The sequence below is a fragment of the Pseudomonas sp. 05N431 genome (genome assembly GCF_056397005.1).
In genome coordinates, this window is record NZ_JBFTMN010000011.1 from 117,812 (window position 1) to 138,992 (window position 21,181).

Below are 21,181 nucleotides of genomic sequence, written 5' to 3' on the forward strand. Positions count from 1 at the left end.
CTATATATATAACGCCATTATTTTCCGTTGGTCTCATGCCGCCGTTACACACTGTTTTACTCCAGCGCCATGGCGTTATGATGGAAGTACTTTCAGTCCTCACTGCCCGAGGGCATTCGACCATGCGTTTAGCTGAGTTCATCGTGCAACACGTCGACCGTATCGTCGATGAATGGGAGCAGTTCGCCAGAACCATAGCCCCCGACCCTGACTCCATGGACCGGACACTCCTGCGCGACCACGCCACGTCGATCCTGCTGGCCGCTTCCCGTGACATGACCACCGCCCAGACCGCCCGCGAACAAGCGGCCAAAGCCAGAGGCGAAGGCCCGGAAAAAACCCCAAGCCTGGACGAGGCCGCGGCCAGTCATGGCGAGCTTCGGCATAACGTGGGTTTTGATCTGGTGCAGATGACCTCTGAGTTCCGGCATTTACGGGCCAGCGTGATCCGCCTGTGGGTCAACAGCCTGGAGTCGCCGGACGTGGCGTACTTGCAGGACATGATCCGTTTCAACGAAGCCATCGACGAAGCCCTGGCCGAGTCCACCGCAGCGTACGCCGAGCAGGTCAATCGTTCGCGGGACATCTTCCTGGCCATTCTCGGCCATGACCTGCGCACGCCTTTGCAAGCGGTGAACATGTCCACCGAGATGCTGCTGCGCAAGGCCAAACTGGACACTGACGCCCAGGCCTATGTGACGAGCATCAAGAGCAGTGCCCGGCACATGGCGGCGATGGTCAGCGATTTGCTGGAACTGGTGCGCAGCCGCCTGGGCAGCAGCCTGCCGATCGAACCGGCACCGATGGACCTGGCCTCCGCTGCAAAAGCTGCGCTGGACGAAGCCGGCGCCGGGCAGCCGGACTGCACCTCACAACTGATAGTCGAAGGCGACACCCATGGCATCTGGGACCGCACGCGCCTCGGCCAACTGCTGCAAAACCTTGTCGGTAATGCCTTGCAGCACGGGGCCAATCGACACCCTGTGACGCTGAGAATCATTGGAGAAAAAGATCAGGTGACGCTGACCATGCACAACCATGGCGACCCGATTCCCGCCGACGCACTGCCGACGATTTTCGACCCACTGGTACGCAGCTCCAACGAAGACCTCACCGGCCCGTCGACCAGCCTCGGGCTCGGCCTGTTCATCGTCAAACAAGTGGTGGACGCACACCAGGGCACGATCGAGGTCAGCTCCAGTGAGGCCGAAGGCACGACGTTCAGCGTGGTGTTGCCGAGGGTGTCGCGGGTGGTTTCGTAGGCGCAAGTGACGATCTTTAATGGTTCAACACCAGCCGGGAATTACCCGACGTGTTTTAACAGTCGTAATCAACGACGAGCAACTCCCCGGGTTCATGGCTCCATAGTCCCCCTGCATTTGCCCGAACCCCCCATGTCTGCTAGTGTCGCGCCGGTTAAACGTCTACCGGAAATTGCCGCCATGGCCCGCAAAAAAGCTGCACTGGATTTCGAACAATCCCTCGCCGACCTGCAAACGCTGGTCGAGCGCCTGGAGAACGGCGAGCTGTCGCTGGAAGACTCGTTGACCGCTTTCGAGCAAGGCATCGGTCTGACCCGTGATTGCCAGGCTGCGCTGGCGCAGGCCGAGCAGAAGGTTCAGGTGCTGCTTGAGCGTGATGGCGAGCTGACCGAGGCTCCCTTTGACGCGGAACAGCCAGAATGATCGCGGCGTATTCGGCCACCAGCCAGGCCCGGGTCAACGCGGCACTCGAAACCCTGTTCAACGCGCCGAGCCCTGAACTCGAACGCTTATATGAAGCCATGCGCTACAGCGTGATGAATGGCGGCAAACGCGTTCGTCCGTTGCTGGCCTATGCGGCCTGCGAAGCGCTGGGCGGTGAGGCTGAGCAAGCCAACGGCGCGGCCTGTGCGGTGGAGCTGATCCACGCGTACTCGCTGGTGCACGACGATTTGCCGGCGATGGACGACGACGATCTGCGTCGCGGCCAACCGACCACGCATAAAAAATTCGACGAAGCCTGCGCGATTCTCGCTGGTGACGGCCTGCAAAGCCTGGCGTTCAGCGCCCTGCTCGACCCGCGCCTGAATTCAGCCGATGCTGAAATTCGCCTGCAAATGGTCAGCGCCCTGGCGTTGGCGGCAGGCCCGGCCGGGATGGTTGGCGGTCAGGCCATCGACCTGGGGTCGGTCGGCTTGAAGCTTGATCAGAACGCTCTCGAATACATGCACCGGCACAAGACCGGCGCGCTGATCGAAGCCAGCGTCAAGCTTGGCGCCCTGGCCAGCGGCCGCGCCGAGAAAGACCAACTGAAATCCTTGCAGACCTATGCACAGGCCATCGGCCTGGCATTTCAGGTGCAGGACGACATTCTCGATGTCGAAAGCGATACCGAAACCCTCGGCAAGCGCCAGGGCGCCGATATCGCCCGGGACAAACCGACTTACCCGGCGCTGCTCGGCCTCGATGCGGCCAAGGCCTATGCCCTGGAACTGCGCGATCAGGCCCTGCACGCACTGCGACCGTTTGACGCGTCGGCCGAGCCGCTGCGTGATCTGGCGCGCTATATCGTCGAACGCCGCAGCTGATCCGGCGCCCGTTGCCCACCGTAAATCGGCCAAGTTCCGAGCTCTGCGTGGGCAGCGTGCGATGCATCAGGTAAACTGCCGCATCTTTTATACCTATAACGATTCGCCTGATGCCCACGACGTTTCATGAGATTCCCCGCAAGCGCCCGACCACGCCCCTGCTCGACCGTGCCAACACGCCGGACGGCCTGCGCCGGTTAGGCGAAGCCGAGCTGGAAACCCTGGCGAATGAGTTGCGCCTGGAATTGCTCTACACGGTCGGTCAGACCGGCGGGCATTTCGGTGCTGGCCTGGGTGTCATCGAGCTGACTATCGCATTGCATTACGTTTTCGACACCCCGGACGACCGGCTGGTGTGGGACGTAGGTCATCAGGCCTATCCGCACAAGATCCTCACCGGTCGCCGCGAGCGCATGGCCACCCTGCGCCAGAAGGACGGCCTTGCGGCCTTCCCGCGTCGTTCCGAGAGCGAGTACGACACCTTTGGCGTCGGCCACTCCAGCACCTCGATCAGCGCAGCGCTGGGCATGGCGATTGCCGCCCGCCTGCAAAACAGCGATCGCAAGGCGATCGCGGTGATCGGCGACGGCGCACTGACCGCGGGCATGGCGTTCGAAGCGCTGAACCACGCGCCGGAAGTCGACGCCAACATGCTGGTGATCCTCAACGACAACGACATGTCGATCTCGCGCAACGTCGGCGGGCTGTCGAATTACCTGGCGAAAATCCTCTCCAGCCGCACTTACGCCAGCATGCGTGAAGGCAGCAAGAAGGTCCTGTCGCGCCTGCCCGGCGCCTGGGAAATCGCCCGTCGTACCGAAGAATACGCAAAAGGCATGCTGGTGCCCGGCACCCTGTTCGAAGAACTGGGCTGGAACTACATCGGCCCGATCGACGGCCATGACCTGCCCACCCTGATCGCTACCCTGCGCAACATGCGTGACCTCAAGGGCCCGCAGTTCCTGCACGTCGTGACCAAAAAAGGCAAAGGCTTCGCCCCAGCGGAAGTCGACCCGATCGGTTACCACGCGATCACCAAGCTCGAACCGCTGGACGCTCCAGCTGCCGCGCCGAAAAAAGCCGGCGGGCCAAAGTACTCCGGCGTGTTTGGCGAGTGGCTGTGCGACATGGCTGCGGCTGACCCGCGCCTGGTCGGTATCACCCCGGCAATGAAAGAAGGCTCCGACCTGGTGGCCTTCAGCGAGCGCTTCCCGCTGCGCTACTTCGACGTGGCGATTGCCGAGCAACACGCGGTCACTTTCGCGGCCGGCATGGCCTGCGAAGGCGCCAAACCGGTGGTGGCGATCTATTCGACGTTCCTGCAACGCGGTTACGACCAACTGATCCATGACGTCGCGGTGCAAAACCTCGACGTGCTGTTCGCCATCGACCGTGCAGGCCTGGTGGGCGAAGACGGCCCGACTCACGCCGGCAGTTTCGACCTGTCGTTCCTGCGCTGCATCCCCGGCATGGTGGTGATGACCCCGAGCGACGAAAACGAATTGCGCAAAATGCTCAGCACCGGCCATCTGTACAACGGCCCGGCGGCAGTGCGTTACCCGCGCGGCACCGGCCCGAATGCTCCAATCGAGAAGAACCTCGAACCGATCGAAATCGGCAAAGGCGTGATTCGTCGCCAGGGCAGCACCGTCGCCCTGCTGGTGTTCGGCGTGCAATTGGCCGAAGCACTGAAAGTCGCTGAAAAAATCGATGCGACCGTGGTCGACATGCGCTTCGTCAAACCGCTGGATGAAGCGTTGGTGCGCGAGATCGCCGGCAGCCATGAGTTGCTGGTGACCATCGAAGAAAACGCCATCATGGGCGGCGCCGGTAGCGCGGTCAGCGAGTTCCTTGCCCGCGAGAACATCCTCAAGTCGATGCTGCACCTGGGCCTGCCGGACGTCTACGTCGAGCACGCCAAGCCAGCGCAAATGCTCGCCGAATGCGGTCTGGATGAAGCGGGTATCGAAGCGGCCATCCGCGAGCGCCTGCAACTGCTGAACCTCTAAACGCAGCCCCCTGTGGGAGCGAGCTTGCTCGCGATAGCGGACTGTCAGTCAACTTGGATGTTGCCTGACACACCGTCATCGCGAGCAAGCCCGCTCCCACATTGGTTTTCGTCACCCGCGAATTTTCATCCGCTCCAAACCGCCAATGGACTGCCCATGAAACTCCCCCGCCTCGCCCTGACGTTGAGCCTTTTGCCTGCCGGTCAGCTTTTAGCCGACACCTTCGAGCGCGAGCAAGCTCTGAAACTGCCCGACGTACTGATCAGCGCCAACCGCCAGGTCGAAGCGCGCAACGACAGCAGCGCCGCCAACACTGTGTTTACCCGTGATGACATCGACCGCCTGCAACCAAGCAGCGTGACCGACCTGCTGAGCCGGGTGCCGGGCGTACAAGTCGCGCAAAGCGGTGGCCGTGGCAGCCTGCCGGGGATCTATATTCGCGGCACCAACTCAGCGCAAACGCTGGTATTGGTCGACGGTCAGCGCATCGGCAACTCGACGTCCGGCGACAGTAATCTGCAGCACCTGAATATCCAGCAGATCGAGCGCGTGGAAGTACTGCGTGGTTCACGCTCGGTGATTTACGGCAGCGACGCGATTGGCGGAGTGATTCAGATCTTTACCCGTCGTGGCGCCGAGTCAGGCCTGCAACCGCGCTTGCACATGGGTTTTGGCAGTCACCAGACATGGGAGCGCAGCCTGGGCTTGTCCGGGGGCGACGCGCAAACCCGTTTCAACCTCGGCGCCAGCCTTGATGACACGGCTGGGATCAATCGCACTCACGCGTCCTACCCCAGCGATGACGACCACGATGCCTATCGCAACCAGTCCGTCAGCCTGAGCCTGAGCCATGCCATCAATGACGATATCGAGGCCGGCCTGAACATCCTCGATAACCGTGGCAAAAACGAGTTCGATAACCCGTTCGGTCGCTACGACATCAGCTCCGGCAACAGTGTCCAGCAAAAGCCCTACAACGATTTCACCGTGAGCAGCGTCAGCAGTTATGTCGACGCACGCATCAACGATGCGTGGAAGTCCCGCGTGGAACTGGGCCACAGCGAAAACCGCGAAGAGACCTTCGACAAACTCAGCAACGATCACAGCGTGTTCAACACTTACCGCAACTCGCTGAACTGGCAGAACGACCTGACACTCAACCCGCAGAACAGCCTGATTCTTGGCGGCGATTGGTACGAAGACCGGGTCAACAGCAGCACAGCGTTTGCCGAAGACAGTCGCTGGAACCGCGCGGTGTTTATCCAGCATCGTTTCCAGGCTGAAAGTTTCTCTACCGAACTGGGTCTGCGTCGCGACCAGAATCAGCAGTTTGGCGGACAGAACAGTTGGAGCGGCACCCTTACCGTGCCGCTGAACCCGGATAACGACGTGTTGCTGAGCTACAGCGAAGGCTTCCGCGCGCCGACTTTCAACGACCTCTACTACCCGGACTTCAGCAACCCGAACCTGAATCCCGAAACCTCGAAAAGCTACGAGGTACAGTGGCGCAGCCAGCTGAGCGAAACCAGTCGGCTGGAAACCTCGCTGTACCGCACCGACCTTGAGGATGCGATCATCTTCGGCAGCCATTCACGCCCGGAAAACATTGCGTCGGCGCGGATCAATGGTTTCGAAGCCGCCCTCAAGCAGGAGTGGTTCGGCTGGTAGAGCAACCTCGGCGTTGCGATCATCGATCCACGGGATCAAGACAGCGGCCACACCCTGGCCCGCCGTGCACGACGGACCTTGAGCCTGGATCTGGACCGTCAGTTTGATCGGCTCGGCCTCGGCGCCAGCTGGCAAGCGGTGAGTGGCAGCTATGACGACAAGGACAACCGCCAGCCGCTGGGCGGTTATGCCCTGCTCGGGTTACGCAGCCGTTGGGCGGCGAGTCACGAGGTCACGCTGGAGCTGAAAGTCGATAACCTGCTGAACAAGAACTACAGCCGCGCGCTCTACGAGCATGACGGTAGCCAGTACGGGTATCGGGAAGAAGGTCGGGCGTTAATGTTTGGGGTGACGTGGATGCCGCAGATTTAACCCCTGGAATTGGTTGTGTTTTGACTGGCCCCATCGCGAGCAAGCTCGCTCCCACAGGAGATCTATGGGCGACATAGATCCAGTGTGGGAGCGAGCTTGCTCGCGATGGCCGCACCTCGGTCTCACCGGGCAGGCGCGATCAACCGGCACAACTTGGCGGTCGCTTCGATCATCTGCCCGCTCGGCCGCTCCAGGCCTTTATCCGCCACCAACAGCAATTGCCCCTGAGCCACCGCCGTCATCTGCGGCCAGGCTTTCCAGGCGTCGAGCTGTGCCTGGCTGCCGGCGAGTATCACCTGGGGATTACGCGAAAGCACAGACTCCACACTGACCTGCGGCGCCGGCAAGGTCATGTCGGCGAACACGTTGCGCGCACCGCACACTTCAAGCGCATCGCTGATGATCTGCCCGCCGCCCACGGTGTAGAGCGGCCGATCCCAGACCTGATAAAACACCCGAAGCGGTTCTTTGCGCTGATAGCGCTGGCGTAAATCGTCGAGCTGCTTGCGCAGATCAACCGCCAGCGTGTGCCCACGCTCGGGTCGGCCGAGCTGCTTGGCGATCGCTTCGATTTGGCGGGTCAGTTGTTTGAGGTTATGCGGTTCGGCGACGTAGGTCGGGATCCCCAACCGGCTCAGTTGCTCACGCTGCGCCGGGCCGACACTGCCAGGCCAGAGCAACAGTAAATCCGGCTTGAGACTGAGCAGACGCTCCATATCCAGCTGACCGTAGCGGCCAACAGACGGGATGGCATTGAGTTCTGCAGGACGCTCGCCGGCATCGAGCACGCCTACCAGCAGGTCGGCCGAGCCCAGTTCAACGACGATTTCCGAGAGTGACGGCGCGAGGCTGACCACCCGCTCTACCGCTGCCACCGAGCCACTGATGGCCAGCAGCAGAACCGCCAGCCAGCTTCGCATCAGCCGAGTTGACGCGGAATACGGTAAAGGTAGAACAGCACCGCGGTCGACAGCGCCAGCAGGACCAAAGGCACCGCTTCGAGGCCGACGAACACCGCCAGAGCACCGATCCAGGCCGGCAAGGCCGCGACAAGGAATGCCTGACGGCGTTTAGCCGCCAGGGCAACCCAGGCAGCAGGTTCTTCCGGGGTATCGAGGGCTTTCTGGGTGGCGATCAAGGCGTGTTTGTAGCCGCCGAAAAACCGCAGGCTGACAAACATTGAGGCCACCCCGGCAATGAAAAACGGCATCGCCAGCACTGGCAAAAACGCCTCGCTCTGGCCGAACACAGCGTTGATCACCAGCAGCGGCAACAAGGCCAGCGCCAGGTATTGCCACCAGCTGACGGACAGTCGCCGCCGGACCTGGCCGCGAGTCACGCCCGGTCTGCCTCGCCCTGATGCTCGTTGCCCATCATGTGGTCGAGCTTGCTGGCCTTGGTCGCCAGGTAGAGCTTGTTGTGCGGATTGTGGCCGGTGTGCAGCGGCACGCGCTCGGCAACCACGATGCCCATATCGGTCAAGGCTTTGACCTTGCGCGGGTTGTTGGTCATCAGGCGCAAGGATTTCACGCCCAGGTGCTCGAGCATCGGCAGGCACATGGCGTAGTCGCGCTGGTCGGCGGCAAAGCCCAGACGCTCGTTGGCTTCCACGGTGTCGGCGCCGCCATCTTGCAATTCATAGGCGCGGATCTTGTTCAGCAGGCCAATGCCACGGCCTTCCTGACGCAGATAAAGCAACACGCCGCGACCTTCGCGGGCGATCGCCTGCAACGCCGCCTCGAGTTGCGAGCCGCAGTCGCAACGCTGGCTGAACAAGGCGTCGCCGGTCAGGCATTCGGAGTGCAACCGGCCGAGTACCGGGGCACCGTCGGCAACATCACCCAGGCTCAGTACGACATGCTCGCGGCCAGTGGCCTCATCGAGAAAGCCATGCATGGTGAATTGCGCAAAAGGCGTTGGCAGCTTGGAAGCGGCGACAAAAACGACAGGCACCGGTGTGCTCCTGATCTGTATGTACTGGAGATTCGCAGAGGCGGCATTGTAACAGCAGGTTCCGACAGACGCTTAGGCTGAATTATCGCCCATAACGATCAAAAAGTTTGATCACTGAGCCGCCGATACACATCCCCGTAGCAGCTGGCGCAGCCTGCGTTCGGCGGCGAAGCCGCCGCAAAACCATGCACTGCGGTGCATCATGCTGACCGAGTCGTCAGGATTTACGTGCGCTGCGCACACGAACGCAGGCTGCGCCAGCTGCTACGGGGTGGCGCCAGTAGCTACTGTGTCGAATGGATAGGGTTGTTTCCAATGCTCGAAAATCGGTTTCAACTGGCCGGTTTTGACCAACAACTCCATGCGCTTGTCATACAGCGCCATCAAGGCACGGGCCCGTGGTGTATCGGCGAAACCAAGGTACAACGGCAATTCGGTCAAGTGTGTGCGCCGGTACAGGGACGGATCCTCTGCGTCTGCAAGCACTTCATTGATTTCCGTCAGCGCGTCGATATAGAAGTCCGCCCGAGCCTGCTTGAGCATCGGCAAAATTCCGGTGCGGCGTTCGATCTGGTTATAGCGGTGGATGTTCGGCAGGTAACTTTCGTAGCGATAGCCACGCACCCAGGCCAGTCGGTACGCACCCAGAGTTGCCAGGGTCGGCTCCGGGTCGCTCGCAAGACCCAGGGCATAGATATGATCAGAGTCGAAATTCCAGTGGGGATACAGCAGCTGATCGGCCTCATTGGAATAAGAGCCAACCAGCGCGTCCACTTCACGACGCTGTGCCAGCCCCACCGAACGGGTGTAAGGCACGGTGCGAATATCCAGTTTCACCCCGGCCGGCTCGAACACGGCGCGCAAAATGTCCCAGGCCAAGCCATGACCATCGGCGGCGGTGTAGTCATCCCAGTCCTCGCTGGCCAGATGAATCACGGCCGGTGTCGTCGGCACATCCGCCGCACGGGCGAGCGAACAGAACACCGCAAAAACCAGAACCCACAGCCAGCGCCCACCCATCCCCCAGCCCCTCAATCCATCCGCCACTCAATCAGCCTATCAGGCGAAATACCGGACCAGCCCCTGCAGCGCCAACCAGGCAAACACGCCTGCCAGCACGTCATCGAGCATGATCCCGATACCGCCATGCACATGTCGGTCGATCCAGCGAATCGGCCATGGCTTGAGAATGTCGAAGAAGCGGAACAGCAGGAACCCCGCCAATAGCCAGTACCAACCTGCCGGCACCAGCCACAGGGTGATCCACATCCCGACCATTTCGTCCCAGACGATGCCTTCGTGGTCGTGCACCCGCAAATCGTCAGCAACCTTGCCGCACAGCCAGAAGCCGAACAGCATTGTGATGCCGAGCATCAGCCAGTAACCCCAGTCGGGCAACATCTGCCATAACGGAATAAAGGGCAGTGCAACCAGCGAGCCCCAGGTGCCCGGCGCCTTGGGCAAGGTGCCCGAGCCGAAACCGAAAGCCAGGAAATGCCAGGGATTACGCCAGACCGATGGCGGCACGCGTCCTGCCGGACTCTGCTTGGGATGATCTGTCACGGTGTCTCCCGAAAATGTTGATAACCCCGGGCTTGCGGGGTGATGTCTTGCCCGTTCGCGTCCAGCAGCGCCACGCCCTGCCCCGCCACGACCTGCCCGATAACGTGAATCGGCCAGCCGTCGGCGAGCAAGGCAGGCAAGTGCCCGGAAGGCAAAGTGAACGCCAGTACGTAGTCGTCGCCGCCACTCAAGGCCGCCACGCGGGCGGCATTCTCACCGAGAAAGCTCACCAGTGCAGTGGACAGCGGCAGCTTTTCGCTTTCGATCAGCAAGCCGACAGCTGAGGCCTTGGCGATATGCCCGCAATCGGCGAGCAAACCGTCAGAGATATCCAGTGCCGCGGTAGCTTTGCCGCGCAACGCCATGCCCAATTCAAGCTGCGGCTGTGGCGACCAATAATGCGCCAACAACGGCCCGGCAACATCGGCGGGCGCGACGCGCTCACCCAACACCAACGACAATGCACCGGCGGCGTTGCCCAGTTCACCGCCCACGCACACCAGATCACCGGGTTGCGCACCGCTGCGGGTCAGCGCCTTGCCTGCCGGGACCTGACCGAACACGGTCATGGTCAGGCTCAGCGGGCCGCGTGTGGTATCGCCGCCCACCAGCTGTACGCCGCAGTTTTGCGCCATGGCGTTCAAGCCTCGGGCGAAGGCGTCCAGCCAATCGGCGGTCACCGTCGGCAAGGTCAGGGCAAGGGTAAAGGCAATCGGGGTGGCGCCCATGGCAGCCAGATCGCTGACCGCCACAGCCAGCGAACGCTGACCGAGCAGAAACGGGTCGCAAGGGTCTGCGAAATGCACACCGGCCACGAGCGTGTCGGTGGAAATTGCCAGCTGCTCCCCTGCGGGAACAGCGAGCAAGGCGCAGTCGTCGCCGATCCCCAGGGCAACGCCTTCGCCGCCCTGCGCACAAGGCGCGGCGGCAAAGTAATTGCGGATCAGCTCAAACTCGCCCATGGCAATGGCAGTTCAAGCGCCGATCAGCGCTTGAACGCCTTCACTTCAGCTTCACGCAGGCGCGGGGCCAGCTTGTCGAGTACACCGTTGACGAACTTGTGGCCATCGGTGGAACCGAAGACTTTAGCCAACTCGATGCCTTCGTTGATCACCACGCGGTAAGGCACGTCGACACGCTTGAGCAGTTCCCAGGTGGACAGGCGCAGAACCGCCAGTTCAACCGGGTCCAACTCTTCGATTTCGATGTCCAGGCATGGCTTGAGCGCGGTGTCGATTTCGGTCCTGTTCGCTGGAACCCCGTGGAGGATTTCGCGGAAGTAAGCACCATCGACATCGGTGAAATCGTTATCGACCCGGAACTGCGCTTCGATCTCGTTCAGCGATTGCTTGGCCATGTGCCATTGATACAACGCCTGGGTCGCGAGCTGACGAGCTTCGCGACGCTTGACGCTTTTCGATGGTTTGCCAGCATCCGCAGGCTTTGGATCGCGCGGGTTGAAACGATCGCTTTCGTCGCTAATCACTTGGCCTCCAACTGCGCCAGCAGGCTGACCATTTCCAGAGCGGACAAGGCAGCTTCAGCACCTTTGTTGCCGGCCTTGGTGCCGGAACGTTCGATGGCTTGCTCGATCGAGTCGACGGTCAGTACGCCGAAAGCGACCGGTACGCCGAATTCCATGGACACCTGGGCCAGGCCCTTGGTGCACTCGCCAGCCACGTATTCGAAGTGCGGGGTACCGCCACGAATGACCGCGCCCAGCGCGATGATTGCCGCGAACTCGCCCTTCTGAGCGACTTTCTGCGCAACCAGCGGGATTTCGAAGGCGCCAGGGGCACGGATGATGGTGATGTCGCTTTCGCTCACGCCATGGCGAACCAGGGCATCAACAGCACCGCTTACCAGGCTTTCAACAACGAAGCTGTTGAAGCGGCCAACAACCAAAGCGTAGCGGCCTTTGGGGGCGATGAAGGTACCTTCGATGGTCTTCAGGGTCATTCGACAAATCTCTTAAAGAGCCAGAGCGCGTTCAGTACGCGCTCTTTAGTGATATTTGAACCGCGAATTCAAGACAAAAACAGCCGGTCTTTATTCGGAGGGCACGTATTCTACAACTTCCAGATCGAAACCGGATATCGCATTAAATTTCATTGGCGCACTCATCAGGCGCATTTTGCGTACGCCCAGGTCACGCAGGATCTGCGAACCGGCACCGACGATGCTGTAGGTGGTCGGTTTTTTCGGCTGCGCGTGATCGGCGGTTTCGCGGATATGCGCCAGCAACACGTCGCCGTCGAGCGGGTGACCGAGCAACAGCACCACACCGCTGCCGGCCTCGGCAACCGCGGCCATGGCGGCGCGCAGGCTCCAGCGGCCTGGCTGCTTGACCATCAACAGGTCGCGCAGCGGGTCCATGTTGTGCACGCGAACCAGGGTCGGTTCTTCGGCGCAAATGGTGCCCAGGGTCAGTGCCATGTGCACGTCGCCTTCCACCGAATCACGATAGGTCACCAGATTGAACTGGCCCAGTTCGCTGTCCAGCGGCTGCTCGGCAATCCGCTGAACGGTACGTTCATGGATCATCCGGTAGTGAATCAGGTCGGCGATGGTACCGATCTTGATGTTGTGTTCGGCGGCGAAGGTTTCCAGCTCGGCGCGACGGGACATGGTGCCGTCGTCGTTCATCACTTCGCAGATCACCCCGCTCGGCTCGAAACCGGCCATGCGCGCCAGGTCGCAAGCGGCTTCGGTGTGGCCGGCGCGGGCCAGGGTGCCGCCGGCCTGGGCCATCAGCGGGAAAATGTGGCCAGGGCTGACGATGTCTTCGGCCTTGGCGTCTTTGGCGGCGGCAGCTTGCACGGTGCGCGCACGGTCAGCCGCAGAGATGCCGGTGGTGACACCGACAGCGGCTTCGATGGACACGGTGAACTTGGTGCCGAAACCGGAACCGTTACGCGGCGCCATCAAGGGCAGCTTGAGCAGCTCGCAGCGCTCGCGGCTCATCGGCATGCAGATCAGGCCACGGGCGTGCTTGGCCATGAAGTTGATGTGTTCAGGCTGGCAGCACTCGGCGGCCATGATCAGGTCGCCTTCGTTCTCGCGGTCTTCGTCATCCATGAGGATGACCATCTTGCCTTGGCGGATGTCTTCAACCAGTTCTTCGATGCTATTGAGCGCCACGCGGCACCCCCTTGAGTCAGGATTTGAGGTAGCCGTTGGCGGCCAGAAAGCTTTCGGTAATGTTGCCCTTCGAGGATTCTGCGGCCTTGTCACCCAGCAGCAGACGCTCCAGGTAACGGGCCAGCAGATCGACCTCAAGGTTGACCCGGCGACCTGGCTGGTAAGACGCCATGATGGTTTCGCTCAGGGTGTGAGGAATGATCGTCAGCAAGAACTCGGCGCCGTCGACCGCGTTCACCGTCAGGCTGGTGCCGTCGACAGTGATCGAGCCTTTATGGGCGATGTATTTGGCCAGGTCTTTCGGCGCACGAATGCGGAACTCCACGGCACGGGCATTCTCGGTACGCGCAACCACTTCGCCGACGCCGTCGACATGGCCACTGACCAGATGTCCACCAAGACGGGTGGTCGGAGTCAGGGCTTTTTCCAGGTTCACCGGGCTGCCGCTTTTCAGGTCATTCATGGCGGTGCAGTCGAGGGTTTCGCGACTGACGTCCGCTGCAAAGCCATTGCCCGGCAGTTCAACGGCGGTCAGGCAGACGCCATTGACCGCGATACTATCGCCGAGTTTGACGTCGCTCAGGTCGAGCTTGCCGGTTTCTACGTGAACCCGCACATCGCCGCCTTTTGGGGTCAATGCACGGATGCTGCCGATGGATTCGATGATGCCGGTAAACATGGAGTCCTCCTCGAGAACAAAACCTTCGCTTGTGGCGCAGGTCGGGAATTATACGCTCGCTGGCGGAACGGGAACCGCGATGACTCGCCAGTCATCGCCCACCGCGCGGATTTCTGTGATTTTCAGCTCTGGCGCATCCTTCATTTGCGCGAGTGGCCAGTCCAGCAATGGTCGCGCCGTGGAGCCAAGGAACTTGCCCGCGATGAAGATCTGGAATTCGTCCACCAACCCTTGCTGGGCAAACGCTCCAGCCAGACGCGGGCCGGCTTCCACCAGCACTTCGTTGACGCCCCGGGCGGCGAGTTCGACCAGCAGCTTGCGCAGGTCGACCTGGCCATCGTCGCCGGGCACGATCAGGCATTCGGGGCCGTTGGCGTATTGCTCTTCCACCGCGACACAGGTGGCGACCAGCGCCGGGCCGGCCTTGAAAAACGGCGCGTCGAGCGGCACACGCAGGCGGCCGTCGATCAGCACGCGAAGCGGCGGGCGGCTCATGGCGAGTGCAGTTTGCTCGGCATCCAGGCCCAACTCATCGGCGCGCACGGTCAAGCGTGCGTCATCGGCCAGCACCGTATCGGCACCGGTCAACACGACGCTGGCCTGAGCCCGCAGACGCTGCACCGCCGAGCGGGCGGCGGGACCGGTGATCCATTGGCTTTCGCCGCTGGCCATGGCGGTGCGACCGTCGAGGCTCATCGCCAACTTGACCCGCACGAACGGCAAACCGTGTTCCATGCGCTTGAGAAAACCTTCATTGAGCTTGCGCGCCTCACCTTCGAGTACGCCGCTGCGGGTCTCGATGCCCGCCTGCTCCAGACGCTGCAGGCCGCGACCGGCAACTTCCGGGTTCGGGTCCTGCATCGCCGCAACCACCCGCGCCAGGCCGGCGTTCACCAGCGCATCGGCGCACGGCGGCGTGCGGCCATGATGGCTGCACGGTTCCAGCGTGACGTAGGCGGTGGCGCCCCGGGCGTTTTCGCCGGCAGCGCGCAGGGCGTGGACTTCGGCATGCGGTTCGCCGGCGCGCACATGCCAGCCTTCGCCGACAATCTGCCCGTCACGCACGATCACGCAGCCCACCCGAGGGTTGGGATGGGTGGTGTAGTGACCTTTGCGCGCCAGTTCCAGCGCGCGCGCCATGTAATGGGCGTCGAGAATCGCTTGTTCTGAAGAAATCGTCATGGTTTGACCGGCTCACGGGCCAGGCGATCGATCTCTTCGCGGAACTCGTTGAGGTCCTGGAAGCGGCGATACACCGAAGCGAAACGAATGTAGGCGACTTCATCGAGCTTTTGCAGCTCGGCCATCACCAGCTCACCGACCACGAGGGATTTGACCTCGCGCTCGCCGGTCGCCCGTAGTTTGTGTTTGATATGGGCCAGCGCCGCTTCCAGGCGCTCGACGCTCACCGGGCGCTTCTCCAGCGCTCGCTGCATGCCGGCGCGAAGTTTTTCTTCGTCGAACGGCTGACGGCTGCCGTCGGTTTTGATCAGGCGCGGCAACACCAGTTCGGCGGTTTCGAACGTCGTGAAACGTTCGCCGCAGGCCAGACATTCGCGCCGGCGGCGCACCTGTTCGCCCTCGGCGACCAGACGCGAGTCGATAACCTTGGTGTCGTTGGCACCGCAGAAGGGACAGTGCATGGTGGCAGGCAACAAAAAAAGGGAGGGCCATGGTAGCGCATCCCACTGGCAAGACAAGCCATAGGGTTTGCGGTATATAGACGGGCTACACTGACTGATCGATGGATTTCATTTTGCTGGAGCCGCAAATGCCGCTAAGACCGCTTGTTTTACTCAGTCTCATCGGCCTGATGGTCGCGTGTAGCAGCGCGCCCAAACCGGCGGCGCCGACCCCGGGCCCTGCACCGCAGATGGCCCAGAAGAAAGCCCAGGCCTCGGCCGACCTCGGACCGCTGCCCGCGTATCAACGGGAATTGAGCGGCACCTTGCAGGGCGTGCCGGCCGGCGCCGAGGTTGAGCTGGCGCTGCTGGTGATCGACGAACGCTCCCGGCCGCAGCAATTGCTCGCCAGCGCCAACCTGATCGGCAACAACAAGGCTCTGCCATTCCATCTGCGATTCAATCCCGACTCGTTCCCGGTCGGTGCACGCGTCGAACTGCGGGGGCGCGCCAGCCAATCCGGACAGTTGATTCTGCACCTGCCGGCGCAACGCATCTTTGAGCCGAAGACCCAGGCCTTGGGCCAGCTGCAGTTCCTCAAAGCGCCATGAATGCACCGCTCGACCTGCAACTGGCATTAACTGAACTGCTCGGCGATGCACAGCTTGTCCCGTGTCCGTTGCCCGAGACCACGCTGAAACTCTGGCTGATCGACGGCGACAACATGGACCGCGCCTTCAGCCCGGAAGAAACCCGGCGCATTCTCCACGAACCACCGTACTGGAGCTTTTGCTGGGCCAGCGGCCTGGCGATGGCCCGTTACCTGGCGGAACATCCGCAGTGGGTTGCCGGCAAGCGCGTGCTGGACTTCGGTGCCGGCTCCGGTGTCGCGGGGATTGCGGCAGTCAAGGCCGGAGCGCTGGAAGTGGTGGCCTGCGACCTAGATCCACTGGCGATTGCGGCCTGCCGGGCAAATGCCGAACTCAATGACGTCACGCTCAGCTACTCGACAGACTTTTTTGCCGAGGCCGATCGTTTTGATCTGATTCTGGTGGCCGACGTGTTGTACGACCGGGCCAACCTGCCGTTGCTCGATGAGTTTCTCAGCCGTGGCCGCGAGGCGTTGGTGGCAGACTCGCGGGTGCGGGATTTCCGTCATCCGTTGTATCAGCGGCTGGAAATGCTTGAAGCGATGACATTGCCGGATCTGGCGGAACCGGAAGAGTTTCGGCATGTGAGCCTGTACCACGCCAAACGTACATGATCGCAGTCCGTAGCAGCTGCCGAGCCTGCGAGGCTGCGTTCGAGGACGCAGTCCTCGTAAATCCCGGGTACACGGTTTGCCTGAAAGAACGTGCTGCCTGAATCCACGACTGCTTCGCAGCCGAACGCAGCCTCGCAGGCTCGACAGCTGCTACGGGCGCTGGAGCAGAAAGTTGTGTAGATACTTATGCCCATCGCCGCCAGCCCTTATAGTTCCCCCATTCACGTTTCTTCGAGATGCCTCATGAGTCAAGACACGCCGTATATCTTCGACGCCAGCACTGCCGATTTCGACCAGTCGGTGATCGAGAACTCGTTCCACAAGCCGGTGCTGGTGGATTTCTGGGCTGAATGGTGTGCGCCGTGCAAGGCGCTGATGCCGATGCTGCAATCCATCGCCGAGAGCTATCAGGGCGAGTTGCTGCTGGCCAAGGTCAACTGCGACGTCGAGCCGGACATCGTTTCGCGTTTTGGTATTCGCAGCCTGCCGACAGTGGTGCTGTTCAAGGACGGTCAGCCGGTGGATGGCTTTGCCGGCGCACAACCTGAGTCCGCTGTTCGCGCACTGCTTGAGCCACACGTGAAAATGCCACCGCCGGCTGCTACCGACCCGATCGAACAGGCTCAGGCGCTGTTCGACGAAGGTCGTTTCGCGGATGCCGAAGCCATGCTGAAAGTGCTGCTGGGCGAGGACAACACCAACGCCCGCGCGCTGATCCTTTACGCGCGTTGCCTGACCGAACGTGGCGAACTGGGTGAAGCTCAGGTCGTGCTCGATGCGGTGAAAAGCGATGAACACAAAGCGGCACTGGCCGGCGCCAAGGCGCAGATCAAGTTTCTCGGCCAGGCTGCTGACTTGCCGGATGTCGCCGATCTGAAATCCCGTCTGGCGCAAAACCAGCAGGACGATGAAGCCGTCTATCAGTTGGCGATCCAGCAACTGGCCCGTCAACAATACGAGCCGGCACTGGACTCTCTGCTCAAGCTGTTCATCCGCAACCGCAGTTACAGCGAAGGGTTGCCGCACAAGACACTGCTGCAAGTGTTCGAACTGCTGGGCAACGATCACCCGCTGGTGACCGTTTACCGCCGCAAGCTGTTTGCAGCGCTCTACTAGGCCTGCTCGATCCAACTATAGAGCGGCGTATCCCCGCCGCTCACGACCTTGACCTCCGGGCTATGGCGCAAGCGCACCAGCAGACGTTTGCCGGCGACGGTGTTGCCGGTCAAACCCTGCAGTTGCTCCAGCAGGTCCGGCCCCGTCAATTGCCCGGACTTGCGCAGCAGATCCTTGGCGAGTTGCCACAGCAGCTCATCCTGATTGACCGGTTTGACCACCGGATCGGCCACTGCTGCACTGTTTTCTGATTGGCTTGCCTGCAACTGCGCGCCAAGCCTCGCCCAATCCCCATCATCCAGCTCCAGGGTCAAATCCACCGGCCAATCGCCGATGCTTCCACGAATGCGCAACATTGGGCTTTCCTCAGGTTTATGACGAACATGCTCCCACGCGTCTTGCGCAACGCCAAGCAGACAGTCAAACTCTCGCCATTCTTGTTATAAGATTACATAACAAAGTTTTCATCTTCCTTCCCGGAGAGATTCCATGCGCCGTCTGTTACTCGCTTTGCCGTTTGCCCTGTTGCCGCTGGCTATCGCTCAGGCCGCTGAAGTTCATGATCACGAGCACGAACACGGCAGCCTGGGCGCCCACGAGCACGGCGTCGGACGTTTGAACGCAGCGCTGGACGGTCAGACGCTGGAGCTGGAGCTGGAAAGCCCGGCGATGAATCTGGTGGGCTTTGAACACGTTGCCAGCACTGATGCAGACAAGGCCAAAGTCGCCGCCGCCCGTGCGCAACTAGAGAAACCGCTGGCGCTGTTCAGCCTGCCAAAAGCCGCCAACTGCGTAGTCAGCCAGCAAGAATTGAAGAGCCCGCTGTTCGGTGACAAACCGGATGCCGATGATCATGACGACGATGACGACCACGCGACCGACGGTAAAGGCCTGGCTGCCGAAGAACATCACCACGATCACAGCGAAATCCACGCGCATTACCAATTCACCTGTGCCGCTCCTGGCGCGCTGAAGAACCTGGACTTGTCGCAAGTGTTCACGACCTTCCCCGCGACGCAGAAAATTCAGGTACAACTCATCAGCCCAAGCGGCCAGCAAGGGGTTGAAGTGACCTCGAAGGCTGCAGCGCTGAAATTCTGATACCCCCGCACATCCAATGTGGGAGCGAGCTTGCTCGCGATGAGGCCAGCACATTTAACATTGATGTGATTGTAAGACCGCTATCGCGAGCAAGCTCGCTCCCACAGGGTTCACCATCAATCCGACCGGTTTCACATGACCCAAGCACTCATCGAACTGTCAGACCTGGGCTTCAACTGGCCCGGTCATCCGCCTTTACTGGATATCCCGGCGTTTCGTCTGGAGCCCGGTGAAACGCTGTTTCTCAAAGGTCCCAGCGGCAGTGGCAAGACCACCCTGCTCGGCCTGCTCGGTGGCGTGCAGAAACCCAATCGCGGGAGCATCCGCCTGCTCGGCCAGGAGCTGACCGAACTGTCCGCCGGCGCCCGCGATCACTTTCGGGTCGACCACACGGGCTACATCTTCCAGCAGTTCAACCTGCTGCCGTTTCTCTCGGTGCGCGAGAACGTCGAGCTGCCGTGCCACTTCTCCAAGCTGCGCGCCAGCCGCGCAATTCAGCGCCACGGCAGCATTGACCAGGCGGCTGCGACCTTACTCGCGCACCTGGGGCTCAAGGATGGAAACATGCTCGGCCGCCGTGCCGATTCACTGTCCATCGGCCAACAGCAGCGGGTCGCCGCCGCCCGCGCGCTGATCGGCCAGCCGGAACTGGTGATCGCCGACGAACCGACCTCAGCGCTGGATTACGACGCCCGCGAGGCATTTATCCGTTTGCTGTTCGCCGAGTGCCGCGAAGCCGGTTCCAGCCTGCTGTTCGTCAGCCACGACCAGAGCCTGGCACCGCTGTTCGATCGCCACCTGTCGCTGGCCGAACTCAATCGCGCCGCCACGCCGCTCGAGGTCTGAAATGTATTTGTTTCGTCTAGCCATGGCCAGCCTGGCTAACCGCCGCTTCACCGCGCTCCTCACTGCATTCGCCATCGCCCTGTCGGTCTGCCTGTTGCTGGCGGTGGAACGGGTGCGCACCGAAGCCAAGGCCAGCTTCGCCAGCACCATCAGCGGCACCGACCTGATTGTCGGCGCGCGCTCGGGCTCGGTGAACCTGTTGCTGTACTCGGTGTTTCGCATCGGCAACGCCACCAACAACATCCGGTGGGACAGCTTCGAGCACTTCGCCAACAACCCGAAAGTGAAATGGGCAATCCCGATTTCCCTCGGTGACTCCCATCGCGGTTATCGAGTGATGGGCACCACCGACGCCTACTTCCAGCATTACCAGTACGGCCGTCAGCAAAACCTGCAACTGGCCAGCGGCCGGGCGTTTGCCACGGATCCGTTCGAAGTGGTGCTGGGTGCCGAAGTGGCCGATGCGCTGCATTACAAACTCGGCGACAAACTGGTACTGGCTCACGGCGTGGCAGTGATCAGCCTGGTCAAGCACGACGACAAACCGTTCACCGTGGTCGGCATCCTGAAACGCACCGGCACCCCGGTCGACCGCACGTTGCACATCAGCCTCGGCGGTATGGAGGCGATTCATATAGATTGGCACAACGGTGTGCCGGCTCAGGGCAACGGTCGTATCAGCGCCGATCAGGCGCGCAACATGGACCTCACGCCGCAAGCCATCACCGCGTTCATGCTCGGCCTGAACAACAAGATTTCGACCTTCGCCGTGCAACGCGAGATCAATGAATTCCGTGGCGAACCAATGCTGGCGATCTTGCCGGGCGTCGCCTTGCAGGAACTCTGGAGCCTGATGGGCACCGCCGAAAAAGCGCTGTTCGTGGTGTCGCTGTTCGTCGTGCTGACCGGGTTGATCGGCATGCTCACGGCGATTCTCACCAGCCTCAACGAACGTCGCCGCGAGATGGCGATCCTGCGTTCGGTCGGTGCCCGGCCTTGGCACATCGCAACACTGTTGGTGCTGGAGGCCTTTGCGTTGGCGCTGTCCGGGGTGGTTGCGGGCCTGGCGCTGCTGTATGTGTGCATCGCCGCCGCCCAGGGCTACGTGCAATCGACCTACGGCTTATACCTGCCACTGGCCTGGCCAAGCGAGTATGAATGGACACTGCTCGGTGGCATCCTGATCGCCGCGCTGCTGATGGGCAGCGTGCCGGCCTGGCGCGCCTATCGCCAATCGTTGGCCGATGGTCTGTCGATCCGTTTATGAGGACACTGAAG

23 protein-coding genes and 1 pseudogene are annotated in these 21,181 nt (G+C 61.6%); 11 read left to right on the plus strand and 13 right to left on the minus strand.

Going from position 1 to position 21,181, the window contains the following annotated elements:
* Window positions 1-122: 122 nt before the first annotated feature.
* From AC1DIG_RS19840 to AC1DIG_RS19860, 5 genes and pseudogenes are all read left to right on the plus strand, one after another.
* Entirely contained in the window at window positions 123-1,262 is a 1,140-nt protein-coding gene (locus tag AC1DIG_RS19840; protein ID WP_477768666.1) for a sensor histidine kinase, read from the plus strand.
* Between the two features lie 180 nt (window positions 1,263-1,442).
* Window positions 1,443-1,685, plus strand: coding sequence for an exodeoxyribonuclease VII small subunit (locus AC1DIG_RS19845; RefSeq protein ID WP_019693836.1), 243 nt, complete (start codon window positions 1,443-1,445; stop codon window positions 1,683-1,685).
* Complete coding sequence (gene ispA, locus AC1DIG_RS19850; RefSeq protein WP_477768667.1) at window positions 1,682-2,569, plus strand: (2E,6E)-farnesyl diphosphate synthase; 888 nt, start codon at window positions 1,682-1,684, stop codon at window positions 2,567-2,569. The genes AC1DIG_RS19845 and ispA overlap by 4 nt, the downstream gene beginning before the upstream one ends.
* 110 nt (window positions 2,570-2,679) lie before the next feature.
* Complete coding sequence (gene dxs / locus AC1DIG_RS19855; RefSeq protein WP_477768668.1) at window positions 2,680-4,578, plus strand: 1-deoxy-D-xylulose-5-phosphate synthase; 1,899 nt, start codon at window positions 2,680-2,682, stop codon at window positions 4,576-4,578.
* Window positions 4,579-4,734: 156 nt separating this feature from the next.
* Window positions 4,735-6,618: pseudogene (locus AC1DIG_RS19860) on the plus strand (TonB-dependent receptor domain-containing protein).
* Between the two features lie 122 nt (window positions 6,619-6,740).
* Here AC1DIG_RS19860 and AC1DIG_RS19865 read toward each other — a convergent pair.
* The 12 genes from AC1DIG_RS19865 to nrdR all read right to left on the minus strand — a co-directional run bounded on the left by AC1DIG_RS19865 (window position 6,741) and on the right by nrdR (window position 15,597).
* Window positions 6,741-7,538 carry a cobalamin-binding protein gene (locus AC1DIG_RS19865; RefSeq protein WP_477768669.1) on the minus strand — a complete coding sequence of 266 codons (798 nt, stop codon included), beginning with the start codon at window positions 7,536-7,538 and terminating at the stop codon, window positions 6,741-6,743.
* A complete protein-coding gene (locus tag AC1DIG_RS19870; RefSeq protein WP_477768670.1) occupies window positions 7,538-7,957 on the minus strand; it encodes an MFS transporter in 420 nt (139 codons plus the stop codon). The genes AC1DIG_RS19865 and AC1DIG_RS19870 overlap by 1 nt, the downstream gene beginning before the upstream one ends.
* Window positions 7,954-8,571, minus strand: a complete 618-nt coding sequence (gene ribA, locus AC1DIG_RS19875; protein ID WP_019693842.1) for a GTP cyclohydrolase II — start codon at window positions 8,569-8,571, stop codon at window positions 7,954-7,956. Before ribA ends, AC1DIG_RS19870 begins: the two co-directional genes overlap by 4 nt.
* Before the next feature lie 264 nt (window positions 8,572-8,835).
* Window positions 8,836-9,591: a substrate-binding periplasmic protein gene (locus tag AC1DIG_RS19880; RefSeq protein WP_477768671.1), complete on the minus strand. Its 756-nt coding sequence runs from the start codon at window positions 9,589-9,591 to the stop codon at window positions 8,836-8,838.
* Window positions 9,592-9,630: 39 nt separating this feature from the next.
* A complete protein-coding gene (locus AC1DIG_RS19885) occupies window positions 9,631-10,134 on the minus strand; it encodes a phosphatidylglycerophosphatase A family protein (RefSeq protein WP_477768672.1) in 504 nt (167 codons plus the stop codon).
* A complete protein-coding gene (gene thiL / locus AC1DIG_RS19890; protein WP_477768673.1) occupies window positions 10,131-11,096 on the minus strand; it encodes a thiamine-phosphate kinase in 966 nt (321 codons plus the stop codon). Before thiL ends, AC1DIG_RS19885 begins: the two co-directional genes overlap by 4 nt.
* A 23-nt stretch (window positions 11,097-11,119) precedes the next feature.
* Window positions 11,120-11,620 carry a transcription antitermination factor NusB gene (nusB, locus tag AC1DIG_RS19895; RefSeq protein ID WP_477768674.1) on the minus strand — a complete coding sequence of 167 codons (501 nt, stop codon included), beginning with the start codon at window positions 11,618-11,620 and terminating at the stop codon, window positions 11,120-11,122.
* Window positions 11,617-12,093 carry a 6,7-dimethyl-8-ribityllumazine synthase gene (gene ribH / locus AC1DIG_RS19900; RefSeq protein WP_003228649.1) on the minus strand — a complete coding sequence of 159 codons (477 nt, stop codon included), beginning with the start codon at window positions 12,091-12,093 and terminating at the stop codon, window positions 11,617-11,619. The genes nusB and ribH overlap by 4 nt, the downstream gene beginning before the upstream one ends.
* Window positions 12,094-12,183: 90 nt before the next feature.
* Window positions 12,184-13,275, minus strand: coding sequence for a bifunctional 3,4-dihydroxy-2-butanone-4-phosphate synthase/GTP cyclohydrolase II (gene ribBA, locus AC1DIG_RS19905; RefSeq protein WP_054594246.1), 1,092 nt, complete (start codon window positions 13,273-13,275; stop codon window positions 12,184-12,186).
* A 16-nt stretch (window positions 13,276-13,291) separates the two neighbouring features.
* The gene (locus AC1DIG_RS19910; protein WP_081427298.1) at window positions 13,292-13,954 is read right to left on the minus strand and encodes a riboflavin synthase; all 663 of its coding nucleotides are present in this window, start codon (window positions 13,952-13,954) and stop codon (window positions 13,292-13,294) included.
* Between the two features lie 48 nt (window positions 13,955-14,002).
* The gene (gene ribD, locus AC1DIG_RS19915) at window positions 14,003-15,136 is read right to left on the minus strand and encodes a bifunctional diaminohydroxyphosphoribosylaminopyrimidine deaminase/5-amino-6-(5-phosphoribosylamino)uracil reductase RibD (protein ID WP_477768675.1); all 1,134 of its coding nucleotides are present in this window, start codon (window positions 15,134-15,136) and stop codon (window positions 14,003-14,005) included.
* Window positions 15,133-15,597 carry a transcriptional regulator NrdR gene (gene nrdR, locus AC1DIG_RS19920; protein WP_019693850.1) on the minus strand — a complete coding sequence of 155 codons (465 nt, stop codon included), beginning with the start codon at window positions 15,595-15,597 and terminating at the stop codon, window positions 15,133-15,135. Before nrdR ends, ribD begins: the two co-directional genes overlap by 4 nt.
* Before the next feature lie 128 nt (window positions 15,598-15,725).
* Here nrdR and AC1DIG_RS19925 point away from each other — a divergent pair, with 128 nt between their 5' ends.
* The 3 genes from AC1DIG_RS19925 (at window position 15,726) to trxA (ending at window position 17,956) form a co-directional block, all read left to right on the plus strand.
* On the plus strand, window positions 15,726-16,187 hold the full coding sequence (locus AC1DIG_RS19925; RefSeq protein WP_477768676.1) for a hypothetical protein: 462 nt from the start codon (window positions 15,726-15,728) through the stop codon (window positions 16,185-16,187).
* Entirely contained in the window at window positions 16,184-16,840 is a 657-nt protein-coding gene (locus AC1DIG_RS19930; RefSeq protein WP_477768677.1) for a class I SAM-dependent methyltransferase, read from the plus strand. The genes AC1DIG_RS19925 and AC1DIG_RS19930 overlap by 4 nt, the downstream gene beginning before the upstream one ends.
* Before the next feature lie 243 nt (window positions 16,841-17,083).
* Window positions 17,084-17,956 carry a thioredoxin gene (trxA, locus tag AC1DIG_RS19935; RefSeq protein ID WP_477768678.1) on the plus strand — a complete coding sequence of 291 codons (873 nt, stop codon included), beginning with the start codon at window positions 17,084-17,086 and terminating at the stop codon, window positions 17,954-17,956.
* On the opposite strand, the gene AC1DIG_RS19940 is transcribed toward trxA, so the two are convergent.
* Window positions 17,953-18,312: a hypothetical protein gene (locus tag AC1DIG_RS19940; RefSeq protein ID WP_477768679.1), complete on the minus strand. Its 360-nt coding sequence runs from the start codon at window positions 18,310-18,312 to the stop codon at window positions 17,953-17,955. The two genes, trxA and AC1DIG_RS19940, sit on opposite strands and share 4 nt — an antisense overlap.
* A gap of 133 nt (window positions 18,313-18,445) precedes the next feature.
* Between AC1DIG_RS19940 and AC1DIG_RS19945 the strand changes: the two genes are divergently transcribed.
* The 3 genes from AC1DIG_RS19945 (at window position 18,446) to AC1DIG_RS19955 (ending at window position 21,170) form a co-directional block, all read left to right on the plus strand.
* Window positions 18,446-19,057, plus strand: a complete 612-nt coding sequence (locus AC1DIG_RS19945) for a DUF2796 domain-containing protein (RefSeq protein ID WP_477768680.1) — start codon at window positions 18,446-18,448, stop codon at window positions 19,055-19,057.
* A gap of 135 nt (window positions 19,058-19,192) precedes the next feature.
* Window positions 19,193-19,903: an ABC transporter ATP-binding protein gene (locus AC1DIG_RS19950; protein ID WP_477768681.1), complete on the plus strand. Its 711-nt coding sequence runs from the start codon at window positions 19,193-19,195 to the stop codon at window positions 19,901-19,903.
* Between the two features lies 1 nt (window position 19,904).
* Window positions 19,905-21,170, plus strand: coding sequence for an ABC transporter permease (locus AC1DIG_RS19955; RefSeq protein WP_477768682.1), 1,266 nt, complete (start codon window positions 19,905-19,907; stop codon window positions 21,168-21,170).
* The last annotated feature ends 11 nt before the right edge of the window (window positions 21,171-21,181 follow it).